13 protein-coding genes are annotated in these 12780 nt (G+C 37.8%); 7 read left to right on the top strand and 6 right to left on the bottom strand.

Features of this window, described 5'->3' with window-relative positions:
- Positions 1-8: 8 nt before the first annotated feature.
- The gene (locus tag ACTJIP_RS09420; protein WP_257468878.1) at positions 9-965 is read right to left on the bottom strand and encodes a FecR family protein; all 957 of its coding nucleotides are present in this window, start codon (positions 963-965) and stop codon (positions 9-11) included.
- A gap of 242 nt (positions 966-1207) precedes the next feature.
- Here ACTJIP_RS09420 and ACTJIP_RS09415 point away from each other — a divergent pair, with 242 nt between their 5' ends.
- On the top strand, positions 1208-1834 hold the full coding sequence (locus ACTJIP_RS09415; RefSeq protein WP_440704479.1) for an RNA polymerase sigma factor: 627 nt from the start codon (positions 1208-1210) through the stop codon (positions 1832-1834).
- A 171-nt stretch (positions 1835-2005) separates the two neighbouring features.
- Here ACTJIP_RS09415 and hxpB read toward each other — a convergent pair whose 3' ends face one another.
- Together hxpB and ACTJIP_RS09405 are read right to left on the bottom strand one after the other, a co-directional pair.
- Entirely contained in the window at positions 2006-2653 is a 648-nt protein-coding gene (gene hxpB / locus ACTJIP_RS09410) for a hexitol phosphatase HxpB (protein WP_219072508.1), read from the bottom strand.
- Between the two features lie 20 nt (positions 2654-2673).
- Positions 2674-3294: a helix-turn-helix transcriptional regulator gene (locus ACTJIP_RS09405; RefSeq protein WP_219072507.1), complete on the bottom strand. Its 621-nt coding sequence runs from the start codon at positions 3292-3294 to the stop codon at positions 2674-2676.
- A 194-nt stretch (positions 3295-3488) separates the two neighbouring features.
- Here ACTJIP_RS09405 and ACTJIP_RS09400 point away from each other — a divergent pair, with 194 nt between their 5' ends.
- From ACTJIP_RS09400 to ACTJIP_RS09385, 4 genes are all read left to right on the top strand, one after another.
- On the top strand, positions 3489-4115 hold the full coding sequence (locus ACTJIP_RS09400) for a superoxide dismutase (RefSeq protein WP_440704478.1): 627 nt from the start codon (positions 3489-3491) through the stop codon (positions 4113-4115).
- 22 nt (positions 4116-4137) lie between these two features.
- On the top strand, positions 4138-4638 hold the full coding sequence (locus ACTJIP_RS09395; protein ID WP_077414679.1) for a DUF2480 family protein: 501 nt from the start codon (positions 4138-4140) through the stop codon (positions 4636-4638).
- 3 nt (positions 4639-4641) lie between these two features.
- Positions 4642-5226, top strand: a complete 585-nt coding sequence (locus tag ACTJIP_RS09390) for an NADPH-dependent FMN reductase (RefSeq protein ID WP_440704477.1) — start codon at positions 4642-4644, stop codon at positions 5224-5226.
- Positions 5227-5432: 206 nt separating this feature from the next.
- Positions 5433-5783, top strand: coding sequence for a 4Fe-4S dicluster domain-containing protein (locus ACTJIP_RS09385; RefSeq protein ID WP_077414683.1), 351 nt, complete (start codon positions 5433-5435; stop codon positions 5781-5783).
- A gap of 83 nt (positions 5784-5866) precedes the next feature.
- Here ACTJIP_RS09385 and ACTJIP_RS09380 read toward each other — a convergent pair whose 3' ends face one another.
- Both ACTJIP_RS09380 and ACTJIP_RS09375 read right to left on the bottom strand, forming a co-directional pair.
- Positions 5867-6802 carry a ketopantoate reductase family protein gene (locus ACTJIP_RS09380; RefSeq protein WP_440704476.1) on the bottom strand — a complete coding sequence of 312 codons (936 nt, stop codon included), beginning with the start codon at positions 6800-6802 and terminating at the stop codon, positions 5867-5869.
- A 63-nt stretch (positions 6803-6865) separates the two neighbouring features.
- Positions 6866-7447 carry a Crp/Fnr family transcriptional regulator gene (locus tag ACTJIP_RS09375; protein WP_440704475.1) on the bottom strand — a complete coding sequence of 194 codons (582 nt, stop codon included), beginning with the start codon at positions 7445-7447 and terminating at the stop codon, positions 6866-6868.
- A 249-nt stretch (positions 7448-7696) separates the two neighbouring features.
- Here ACTJIP_RS09375 and ACTJIP_RS09370 point away from each other — a divergent pair, with 249 nt between their 5' ends.
- The gene (locus ACTJIP_RS09370; RefSeq protein WP_219072505.1) at positions 7697-8452 is read left to right on the top strand and encodes a helix-turn-helix domain-containing protein; all 756 of its coding nucleotides are present in this window, start codon (positions 7697-7699) and stop codon (positions 8450-8452) included.
- Between the two features lie 27 nt (positions 8453-8479).
- Positions 8480-9646 (top strand): FAD-dependent oxidoreductase, encoded by a 1167-nt coding sequence (locus ACTJIP_RS09365; protein ID WP_440704474.1) that lies wholly within the window; start codon positions 8480-8482, stop codon positions 9644-9646.
- A 95-nt stretch (positions 9647-9741) separates the two neighbouring features.
- Here the strand turns inward: ACTJIP_RS09365 and ACTJIP_RS09360 are convergent, their stop codons facing one another.
- On the bottom strand, positions 9742-12741 hold the full coding sequence (locus tag ACTJIP_RS09360) for a reprolysin-like metallopeptidase (RefSeq protein WP_440704473.1): 3000 nt from the start codon (positions 12739-12741) through the stop codon (positions 9742-9744).
- Between the last annotated feature and the right edge of the window lie 39 nt (positions 12742-12780).

Genomic DNA, 12780 nt, shown 5'->3' with positions numbered 1-12780 from the left:
GTAGTGTTTTATTTTTTCAGGATATAGGTGTTTTCTTTTTTCTGTACTTCCAATCCCAGGATGAAGGCCAGTGATTCAATATTTTCTCCTACCGTTCCTCCGGTAAAGTCAGCAGTTATCTTCTTGTCTTCAGCATCTTTAGGATATAATACTTTTGTGTTGTAGTTACTCTCAAGAACAGCTACCACTTCTTTTAAAGGAACGTCGTTAAAGCTTAAAGACAGTATTGCAGAAATTTTCTTGGCTGTATTTTTCACCGGACGTATTGAAATAACCGCTGTAGTACGCGCAATCCCGAAATTTGTCCATTTCTGATTCGGTTTAAGGAAAGAAACCGGAACTCCCGGAGAAGATACGGCCACCTTCCCTTCATAAAGATCAACCGCTTTTCTCTTTCCTGACTGTGAGATTTTAAATACAGTTCCCAAAACTTTAGTACTGAAACCATCAGCACGCACTACAAAAGGATGTATTTTTGACTTGGCTACGGAGAAGATTGCATCTCCTTTTAAATCCACAATTCTGGTAGAAGCAGGAAATGATTTTTCAACGGTAAGTTCCGCTCCTGGTAAAAGGGTAACCACAGACCCGTCTTCCAGATGAACAATACGGTTTTCTGATTTTGCAAGATAAACATCAGGCTTAATGAACATTGTATACGTAAAAATACCTCCCAACGACAAAAGCAGAATAATAACCGCTGCAATTTTATATAGATGTGTTTTAAACCTTTTTACAGAATGTATAGAAATATGATCTGTTTGAGGAAAATAATGCTCCAGTCCCGACAATACTCTTTCTCTGGATTCTTTTCTATGAACAGCATCCAGATCTTTTTCAGTACGGATTCTCCATTTTGTTAAAAGTTCTTTTTCCTTTTCAGAAATTGATTCTTCAGAAACTTCCCGTTCCCAAAGTTTGAAAACAAAGGCTTCAATATTTTTATATGTTAAACGATTTTTCATAAAGTCTTTCATGGTATTCACAGATACTTCTATCTATAAGACAGTGAAAATGAAAAACTTCCCCAGGGCATTCTTAACGTTATATTCACATTATGAGCAAATTGTTAATAATTTTCACCATTTTTCACATTTACCCAACATTAACCCACTATTTTGTTCCCGTTTTTCAGAAATATTTAATCTTACCACACCCAAAGTTCACAAAAAGTTAATTTTCCTTTAGGTAATTTTGCATCAACAATATGAGCCCAACAGACTATACATTATTAAAGAAAATAAAATCAGGCGACCGTCCTGCATTTATGCTGCTGTATGACCGATACTGGGATAGTCTATATAGCTTTGTCTTTGTACGGACCCGGGATAAGGAAATCGCTGAGGAAATCCTTCAGAACCTGTGGGTAAAGATTCTTGAGAATACAGATGTGATACAAACTGACGATTCAGAAAGTGCAAAAGGCTATCTTCTCCGCCATCTTCATTACCGTATCCTTGACTTTTATAACAGTTATAAAAAAGCTCCTCTCACGCTGAGTATTGACGAGTTTGATATCCCCAATGAATTTGAGATATCGGATACAGATTATTTTGAAATTCTTGAAGAAAATGAGATCAATGCTTTATTATCGATGATTGATGAAGTGGTTGCCCAGCTTCCTTCAACGGAACAGCAGGTATATGATATGAGGATCCGGAAAAACATGTCCGTTAATGAAACCGCAGAAGCTTTGGGACTCAGCAATAAGACGGTAAGTAATAAATTAAGCAAAGCTTTGGGGGAAATCCGTGAGCAACTGAATCCGGAGTATCAGTCGTCTAAAAAACTGGTCTCTATTCTTATGCTGATGGAGATTTTGATGAAGTATTGAGAGATGGGATTCGTGATTGCGTCAATAGTCAATTTTTACATCACATATTAAAATTCACAGCGAAGCGGATTCACTATTCACTATTCAAATCTTAATATCAATAGTCAATTTGCTGCGCAGTCAATCGTCAATTTTACACTACATATTAAAATTCACAGCGAGGCGGATTCACTATTCACTAAACACCGGCAATAAAGCATTGCTAAAGTTCAATATTTTAAAGTCGGCAAGATCAGAATCAATGCTTTCATCATTATTGGTGAAAACAATGGTCTGCATTCCTGCATCTTTTGCTGCTTTTAATCCTGAGTGGCTGTCTTCAATAGCAATGCAGTATTCAGGAGAAACACCAAGGTTTCTTGCAGAGGTAAGATATACCGCAGGATGAGGTTTGCCCTGGGTTTCAAATTCGGACGAATGGACGGTATCAAACAGATCACGAACCTGAAGTTTTTCAAGAACAATATGTGCCACACGCAAAGGGGCATTGGTTGCCAGCCCTATTTTATATTCTTTATTCTTAAGATGTCTGATAAACTCCTGTACACCGGACATTGTACAGTCTTTGGTCTGTATCATTTCAATCACTCTTGTGACTACTTTATTTTCCAGATCAGACGCATCAAAATTTTCCCATGGAAATCTTTCATACCAGAATTCTGTCACTTCCTGAGTGGTCATGTATTTGGTTTGTGCTGCAAGATCCTCTGTAACCTGTACTCCATAAGACGAAAATACATCAAGCTCTGCATGAGTCCAGAATTTTTCTGAATCTATCAGGACTCCATCCATATCAAATATTACTGCTTTTAAAGCCATTTTTTGAATGATAAATTAAATTACTGGCTGATTTTATAAACACAGCGCTGCCCGCCGGAAACAATATGATCTACTCTTTCAACCGTATATTCTTTCCCGATCAACGACTGGAAATTGGATAACTCAGCACGGCAGAACCCTTGACATTCTGTTGCTGCAGCACATATCGGGCAATGGTTTTCGATCAGTAAGTAATCTTTCCCTTCTTTTTTCCATTCTGCCATATATCCTTCTTCACTACGTACTTTTGCCAGGGATTCAAGGCGTTGTTCCAGAGATTTTGCCTTAGAAAGTACTTTTTCATATCGTTCATGAGTATTCTTCTCACGATCACTGATTAATAAATCCAGGGCATTTTCACCTAAAAGATTTTTCACTGATTTCAGAATCTGAACGGTTACATCTGCATGAGTATCGGGAAACTGAGCCAATCCTTTTTCTGTAAGAGTATAGTAAGCAGATGGGCGTCCTACCCCTTCGCTCTTCACCGAAGACCGGATCAATCCTTCCTGAGCAAGATTCAGTAAATGTTTTCTTGCCCCTTCTTTTGTAATCGACAATTCTTCAGCAATAAGAAGTGATGTAACTTCACCTCTCATCTTTAAAAACATCAGAATACGATCAGCAGCCGGCTTCTTCATTTGACAATATTTAGGTTGTTTTATTTTTCAACAACAAATATAGTCATTTTCTATAACCTCCAAAAACAACAGACAAACCAAACATTTACAACCAGTTATATTTTGAAAGCGCACATCCAATTAAACAACTATAAAGTTGTTTAATTAAAATATATTTTTACCTTTGTCAAACAACAATCAAAAAAATAAATACGATGAACCCATTTACATTACCACAGTTACCTTATGCTTATGATGTTTTGGAACCTTTTATAGATAAAGAAACAATGACCATTCATCACCAGCGCCATCACCAGGCCTATGTTGATAATCTGAATGCAGCCCTGGCACAAACCAGTGAAATCAATCCCGATCTTGATTCTTTACTGCAAAGGATAAGTGAATACAGCCCTGCTGTAAGAAATAACGGCGGAGGACATTACAATCACTCTTTATTCTGGGAAATTCTTTCACCTCAACCCAAACTTAATCCTGAAGGTGCACTTAATGATGCTGTCATTGCTACTTTTGAAAGTCTTGAGAACCTTAAAGCAGAAATGAAAAAAACAGGTCTGTCACAATTCGGGTCCGGATGGGTATGGCTTTTTATAAAATTCAATGGATCTCTGGCTATCAGTTCCACACCTAATCAGGATAACCCAATGATGGATGTTCTTTCGATGAACAGAGGCTTCCCTATTCTTGGAATAGATGTGTGGGAACATGCTTATTATCTGAACTATCAGAATAAAAGGGCAGATTATCTGGATTCTTTCTGGTCTGTTCTGGATTGGTCTGCTGTGGAGAAAAAATATGAAGAGGCTTTATCAAAAGTAAGATAATTAACATCAAATATAATAAACTATGACTGAGGAAACTTTTATCAATAAAGCAAAGGCTTCAGGCATTATTGCTCTTGACCTTTCAGACTACAAGCCTACAACGGAAATTGTAGAACTGGATATTAAAGATCATCTTTTTATGGGAATGATTGTCAAGGAGAAAGAATTTAAAGAATCAATTGCTGCGGTGGATTTTTCTGTCTATAACGAAAAAGCAGTAGGAATCATCTGTTCTACGGATGCCATTATCCCGCCATGGGCCTATATGCTGATCATGGAAAAACTATCTCCTTATGCTTCTTATGTTGATTTAAACAGTGCAGAAACGGTTCTGCTCGACCTCTGGAAACGCCGTCTCATTTATGCAGACCTGAAGCATTACAGAAATCAGAAAGTAGTTGTCCGTGCGAGCACCCATCATGATCCTGCGCTCTATTTATTAGCTGCTGGACTTCTGAAACCGTTAGTTAAAACACTGATGTATGGTGAGATAGGTTTACCCAAAGTAATTTTTAAACAATAAAAAATGAAAGCAATCATATTCAATGGGTCTTTGGAAAGAAGAACACAATCTACTTCCGGACTGATTTCCGACTATTTTTCAGAACGTCTGAAAATGTTGGGAATTCAGACTGACATTTTCACCCTTGCGGATTCCGGCATTCCGCTATTTGATGTCACGCTTACTAAAACTCCTTTAGCAGTAGAGCGTATGACCCAAATGTTTACCAATGCCGATCTGCACATCTGGCTGGCTCCGCTTTACCATGGAAGTATTCCGGGAGTGATGAAAAATTGCATGGACTGGCTTGAAGTGACTGCCAACAGGCATGAACCTTATCTTACCGATAAAACAGTTGGGTTAGTATGCTGGGCTGATGGTCTGCAGGCAATGCAGGGAATCAATGCTATGGATTCAATTGCCAAGTCATTGCGTGCCTGGCCATTGCCATTCAGTGTCCCTATTGTCAGGTCATCATTATTTGATCCTGAACATTCAACTGAAATTTCGGATTTTTATTCCGGTAAGTTTGATAAGCTGATCAGCATCGCAACAACTAAAAAAATAGAAAGCCTGAATTCTTCAACATTCATACTACCAAAAGATTAGCTTCCAGATGCCCTTTACAATGCAGATGCATGGACTGCCGGTAGAAATTGCTGCAGATTAATGATTTAAAAATAAAAATTAGCACACTTTATGCTGTTTATTTTCAAAAGAACAGTGTTGAACTGCTGTAATTAAGTTTAGCAGGGATTTCTGAATCGTCCGACGTTGCAGAAATCCCTTTTAAAAACCCTCTAAACATACACAATATGGCTATAAAAATAACGGATGCCTGTATCAACTGTGGAGCCTGCGAACCCGAATGCCCCAACTCAGCCATTTATGAAGGCGCTATCGACTGGCGCTGGAAAGACAAAACAAAGCTTTCAGGGCATATTACATTTCCTGACGGAACAGAAGGAGATGCCGATGCTTACAATGAGGCTGTTTCGGATGAAGTTTATTATATTGTCTCCGGAAAATGTACGGAATGTAAAGGTTTTCATGAGGAACCACAATGTAAAGCTGTATGTCCTGTAGACTGCTGTATAGATGATCCTGATCATCGGGAAACAGAGGAAGTACTATTGGACCGGCAAAAATTCATGCACAGTGCTTAAATTTCTATCTTTTATATTTAATTTCAATAAAGGGCGGGCTAAAACCCACCCTTTTATATTTCTTTTCCGGTCTTAGCGCAAACTTATTTTGCTTTAATCCCAGTGTAGATTTTTTGGGTAAAAGGAGTTTCGATACCAAGTTCAGCTCCATACTTTAAGACAGCTCCGGCAAATAATTCCAATTCGTTATCTTTCTTTCCTGAGTTAACATCAAGCTGTAAAGATGTGGGTGTTTCAAAAGGAAATGTAGAAGCTTTCTCGAAAGTTGCACTGATAATGTCTTCCTGCAAATCAATTCCTTTTTTAGCTGCGATCAGCTTTATTTCTTTCATAATTTCAGCGGCTTCGTTTCTCTGCTGTTCATCAGTACATACAGCTCCTATAGATGAATTATACTTAGCTGTTACCAATCCGAAACTGGCAATGAAAATAAATTTCGTCCAGATATCCGTTAATGAATTGTCTTTAAAATCAAAATCAATTTTACTTTCGCTCAAAAGATCGGTAATCCACTCTACAGAGGTAGAAAAATGCTCAGGATCTCTTCCCACAATCATTTTCCCGGCTTTTCCTTTATGCTCCACGGTTCCTCTTTCCTTAATATGAGAAGCTACATAGATGCAGGTTGGAAGAACTGTATGTTCAGGAATTATTTTGCGTATTCTGTCATAGATATCTGCACCGTTCATCATCGGAAGTAAGACTGTATTTTCATTGATGACTGGCAGTAACTGTTTACACACGTTTTCAAGATCGTATTCTTTTACGCAGATCAGTACCAGATCAGGATTTTCAATCTCCCTGATGTTCTGTACAATTGTATCAGGATGAGTCTGCGGATTAGCATGTTCAGGAGACAGCAAAGTCAATCCGTTATCTTTTACTTTCTCATAAGTTTCTCCACGGGCAACAAAAGAAACAGTATATTTTCCGGAAGTTTCATTGGTCTGATTTATTTTAAAACCAAAATAACCACCTACTCCACCTAATCCTACAACGACAATATGTTTTTTGTTCATGAAATTATTTTTAGCAAAGATCAGTGATGATCTCTGAAATATCACTTGACAAATGAAAAGAAATTATATTTTATGAATATCCCTTCTGATCCGGCTCAGTGAGCTGTCTTTGATACCCAGATAAGAAGCAAGTATCTTCAAAGGAACATGCTGAAAAATATCCGGATCTTTCTTCATCAGATTGAAATATCTTGTGGAAGCTTTCTGACTTGCCATTTCTATCAGTCTGTCATGAATATTATAGTAATTCAGGACAAAAAGAAGCCTGCTGAACTCCCTGAATTCAGGAATATTATGAAAATTATCCTGTACATTTTCCAATCCTGTTTCCCAGAAAACACAGTCAGTCACCGTCTGGTATATTTCTTTGGCAGGCTGCTGTCTGAAAAAGGATAAAAAATCATTAACGAAGCAGGGAGCTTTATAAATATTGGTGGTAATTTCCTCATTATCTTCATTCAGTATAAACGAGCGGACATACCCTTTTTCAAGAAAATAGGTTTTGGTACTGATGGCATCTTTATCCAGCAAAACAGTATTTGCTTTTAATTCAAAATGGATAAATTTTTCTGTGATCTTTTCAACCACCTCCGCTTTGATACTGAATAAGGAATGAAAGTAGGTGTTAAGTAATGATTTGTCCATGAGAATAAGAGCTGTTATACATTTATTTTTGAAATCTTTCCGAAACAAAAATAAGATTTAAAAACCATTGAAGTAAAGCACAAATCTTTTAATTCTAAAATATTATCCTATAAACTTTTACTATTTTTATCTTTAATTTGCTGAAAACTTTAGGCTTTGTTTTGATCCTGTACAATGAAGAATATCTTGCTGATATATAACAAATTTTGTAATTTCATTCATTAAACCCAGTCTGCCACAGACTATATTATGGACAATGACTTCAATTATAATTTTATCGAACCTGATGAAGAGATCGCGGATTTTGTTGAAAATCTGGGAACTTTTCAGAATCTTTCAGATGAGGCTAAAGAAGTCGTGATTATTCCTGACGGAAGAATTGATTTATTTTTTTCACAGTCTGCCTCAGAACCTTTTCATATTACCCTTCTCGGACTGGAAACTTATCCTGAACAAAGATATATTGCTCCTCAGACAATTGCTTTTGTTGTCAGTTTCAAACCTCTTGCAGTTGAATATATTTTAAATACCTCCATTGCAGATCTATTGAATATAGGAAAAGAACTTTCTCCCGATTTCTGGAATTTTAAAGCAGATGATTTAAATGATTTTTCCAGCTGTTGTACAAAAGCAATTCAAAAAATAAAAGAACTGCTTCCTTCAAAGGTAGATGAAAGAAAACGCAGACTTTTCGACCTGGTTTATACTTCAAAGGGTGAAATGAGCGTGCAGGAACTTTCTGAAAAAACAGGCTGGAGCAGCAGACAGATTAACCGTTATTTTACCAAACAGCTCGGTTTATCATTAAAAGCCTACTCTACTATTTTGCGTTTCAGAGCATCTTTGGAACACATTGCACAGGGAAGACTCTTTCCCGAACTCAATTATACTGATCAAAACCATTTCATCAAAGAAGTGAAGAAATTTTCAGGAGTTGCTCCCAAAGAATTATCTAAAAATAAAAACGACCGATTTGTACTATTATCAGTGTTAAAAGGAAAATAAATTTGCATTGTAAAATTTAAACTAACAATGCTGATAGACAATAAATCAATAGCAATCGTTGGCGGCGGTCCCGCAGGACTTACACTGGCAAGACTTTTACAGTTGAAAGGTGCAGACGTAAAAGTATATGAAAGAGATTTCAATAAAAATGCACGGGTACAGGGTTCCCCTCTTGATATGCATGAAGATTCAGGGCTGGCAGCCATACGCAAAGCTGAGCTGCTGGAGGAATTTAAGAAGACTTTCCGACCCGGAGCAGACAAAACCCTGATCATGAATGAACAGGCTGAAATATTTTTCAATGATCATGAGACGAAACCTGAAGAAGATTTTGGCGAAGAACATTTCCGCCCTGAAATAGACCGCGGGCCTTTAAGGAATATGCTTTTAGAATCATTACATCCTGAAACCGTAGTCTGGGACAGTCATTTCCTCACGATGGAGCGTAAGAATGAAGGATGGCTTCTGCATTTCAAAAACGGAACTTCAGAATATGCAGATCTTGTTATTGCCGGTGATGGAGCCAATTCTAAAATACGGCCTTATCTTACTGATATTAAACCTGTTTATTCCGGAATCATCATGCTGGAAGGCAATGTTTCAAAAGAAAATGCACCTCAGATTGATGCTATGATTAAAGGTGGGAAAATAATGGCATTTGGAAATACCAAAAATATCTTATTAGGTCAGAAAGGCAATGGAGACCTGGGATTTTATGCAAGCTTTAAAGCTGATGAAAACTGGCCTGCTGACAGCGGTCTTGATTATTCTGATCATGCACAGATGCTAAAATGGTTCAAAACAGAATATTCCGGATGGAATCCTATCTGGGATGAGTTGTTTGAAAATGCTGTAACGCCGTTTATTCCGCGCCTGATCTACTCTATGCCTTCAGATCAAACCTGGGAAGCACAACCCAATCTGACACTGATTGGTGACGCTGCCCACGTAATGCCTCCGTTTGCAGGAGAAGGCGCTAATATGGCCATGCTGGATGCCCTTGAACTGAGCGAATATTTAACAAATAACAGCTACAGCACATTACAGGAAGCAATTTCCGGCTATGAACATCATATGCGTAAAAGAGCGGCTATTGCCACACAGGAATCTCTTGAAAACGGAGAACGGATGCATTCTGAAAAGTCACTAACAACCATGCTGGATTTCTTTAATGGTCATCTTACTTCATTATAAACAAAAGGCTGCCTCAACCAGAGACAGCCTTTTTCAGTTAAATAAACTTTTTTTCTCTCCGCTTTTTTAGATCCTGATGCAGAGATTCATGTGTGTTATTTCTTGATTAACTTAGTATTGTAAGTATTCTTCTCATCTTTTATAGTGATCACATACATTCCTTTTACCAAAGAAGCAACGTTGATTTTACCTTCAATTTTACCTTCCTGAACTAATCTTCCGTCTGCACTGTAGATTTTGTAATCTGCCTTACCTTTAAGATTTTTCACTTCTACAAATGTATCTGCAGGGTTAGGATAAATAGATACCTCTGAAGATTTTGTGTCTATAGCCTCTCTCACAGCAAGAGCACCAGCAGTAATTTTAACAGGAAGATCCAAAATACCACCCGCATTGCTTGCCAGTTCACCACAAGTATCAGTAAGAGCTGCAGTTGAATATTTACCAACAATTCTCATTCTTAATAATTTATCTCCTGTATATGATGTGGCTGGAACCGTAAAGTTATGATCTCCAAAATTTACAAGCCCTTTCGGAGCACCACCTGATATACTGCTTACTCTCTCAGTAGCTTCAAATACTCCGTTTCTGTTATAATCAATCCAAACAGAGACATTTTCATTTGCAGCAGCAAGTAAGTTTACAACAGCAGGCTTTAGTGTATAAGAACTCCCCTGAACAAGATTCACTATTTTAGAAGGATCCTCGCTTAAGTCTATATATGATCTTGCAACCCCATTAAAGTAATCCAAATTCGCTACTTTAACAGATACAATTCCGGCAAAGTAAGGTGACCCTGAATTCAATATACAGTAATCAACTCCTGTCTTTAAACCTTTTGTTTTAAATGCATAATTATTAGAAAAAGCTCCGACAGCAGAGTTCACTACAGCTGCAACCTGTACTTCATAATTTGTTTCGTCTTCTAAGTTATTTAATACTAATGAATTTGCCGGGCTCACTGCATTGGACCAGTTTACAGTTCCTGCTTTTCTATAATTAACAGAATAGGTAGCTCCCGGAACACTGTTCCAAGATACCCTCGCTGTTGTTTTGAAAATCTCAGTATCTATAGTGGAAAGACCTGTAGGTGCTGACGTAGGAGATGTAGGTGCACTGCCCACAGTAATGGCAGGAGATACTGCGTAAAAAACGTTTCCTACAGCTGATATTCTTAATTTTACAGCTCCATTTATATTAGCCGGCATTTGTGCACTAAAACTTCCGGTATTAGGAGTTGCAGCAACAAGGTTCGTCCAGCTGGCTCCATTATTTGTAGTATAATCTATTTTTACGCTCGCTGTATTATAAGGTGCAGCATTCGTATTGGCAACATCCCAATAAATTGTGCCTACAGCATCATTATACAACACTGAAGATGCAGTAAGCCCATTGAATTTGAATGGACCATCATTCCCAACTGTTACTGTAGTTGTTGAGGTTGAAACCATTGGGCGCTGAGCGTTCAGATCTCTTACCGTTACAGCATAATTCAATGTTCGAGGAATATATGATACAGTTTCCCATCCCTGCTTATCTGTAAGTATTCCGTTCATCACAGTCTCCAGCTTAGGAAAATATCTTCTTCCATTTGGTGTACCAGGAACTGATCTCGTTAAGGCTCCTTTGGGATTATACCCCCATCCGCTATCTCCTGAAATGGTAGAAAAATCATCTGTAGTATCGTTCTGCTCCCAAGTATAGTTTACAGCATCATTTTCAGCATCTGCAGCAGAAGCTTCAAGATAATAAGCCGTTCCTCTAGGAATGTTATACGCTGACAATGGATTAATTGCCGGAGCTGTATTATTAATAATATTTTGAGATGCTCCACATGTAGATTTATTTTCTAAATTGGTCAGTACCTGATCAATGGATTTGTAATGAAAATATCCATCTGCGTTTGCCTGTACATTATCATAGGTAATCCCTGCGTATCCCATGATTGTTGTTCCTCCTCCCGGTTCTACATTCGCTCCCTGAAGAGCATCTGTAACAGAAGTATTTGAAAATGTATGATTAGCTCCCAGCTGGTGTCCCATTTCATGTGCTGCGGTAAAGTCAAAAACTTCACCAACAGGTACAGGTCCCTGGGTATAAGCTGATCCTTTTTTAATTTCTGTATTATTGGCAGGATCTGTACAGACAATCCCAATTCCACCGGCATTTCCACTTCTTTCTGCATTTTGATGAAGAACGTGCCCAATATCGTAGTTGGCATTTCCTACTGCAGAAGTAAGGGTCTGCTGTAACTGAAGATTTAAATTATCTGTATAAGGATCAGATGCAGCATCAAGATATATAATCTGTGGAAGGTTCTGAACTGTTAAATGAGCACCAAAATCTCTTTCAAAAACACCATTTATACGGGTCATGGTATTGTTCATTGCTGCCAAAACAACTCCTTTTTTCACATCATCTGTTGCGTTGGCAGGAGTTCCCGCTGCGGTCAATTGATATTGGCTGTATTCTCCGGTAACGGATAATGCCATTCTAAAATTTCTGTATTTTGTATTGGTAGGTCTGCTTGTAATTCCCACTCCGGAAAGCATTTTTTTACCATTTTCTACCAGCTTATTCATATTTTTAAAATCATACTCCCCGGTATCACATTTAAAACCATGCTCCCCTGTTTCTTTTGATTTATAAAATACACCGTAAGTTTGTTTATCCGTACTTATGGGTTCTATAAATTGGAATACACCATCTTTGATAATCATAGACTGCATGTCAGTAGGGGATGTACTGAATCTTAAATACTTAGAAGAATCATCCACACCAATTCCCACATAGGATCCCAGCTGATATTTGTCTACAAGCGATTTATCCATTACAGGATTGCTATAGACAGCAAATTTTTCAATCTTTCCTTCTGCTGTTGGTAAAGAAATAATAACAGGACGTGCATTCTTTCCCGTTTCTTCAGCATTTTTCAGCATTTCTCTCAGGGACTTCAGATCAACTCTGTAAGACTGCTGCACTTCTACACCTTCTCTTATCTGCAAAGATTTCTGAGAAACAGATTCCCATCTCTGAGCATTGAAAACTGTAAAACAAGACGCTAATGCGCAAACAAATAAAATTCTTTTTTTCATAAAGCTCTATTAAAGTTATTTTGGAGGAGTATATTGTGA

It is taken from the genome of Chryseobacterium sp. 22543 (assembly GCF_052044565.1).
GTDB lineage: Bacteria > Bacteroidota > Bacteroidia > Flavobacteriales > Weeksellaceae > Chryseobacterium.
The sequence above is the reverse complement of the archived record's forward strand: the minus strand, read 5'-3'. Positions and strand labels throughout refer to the sequence as shown.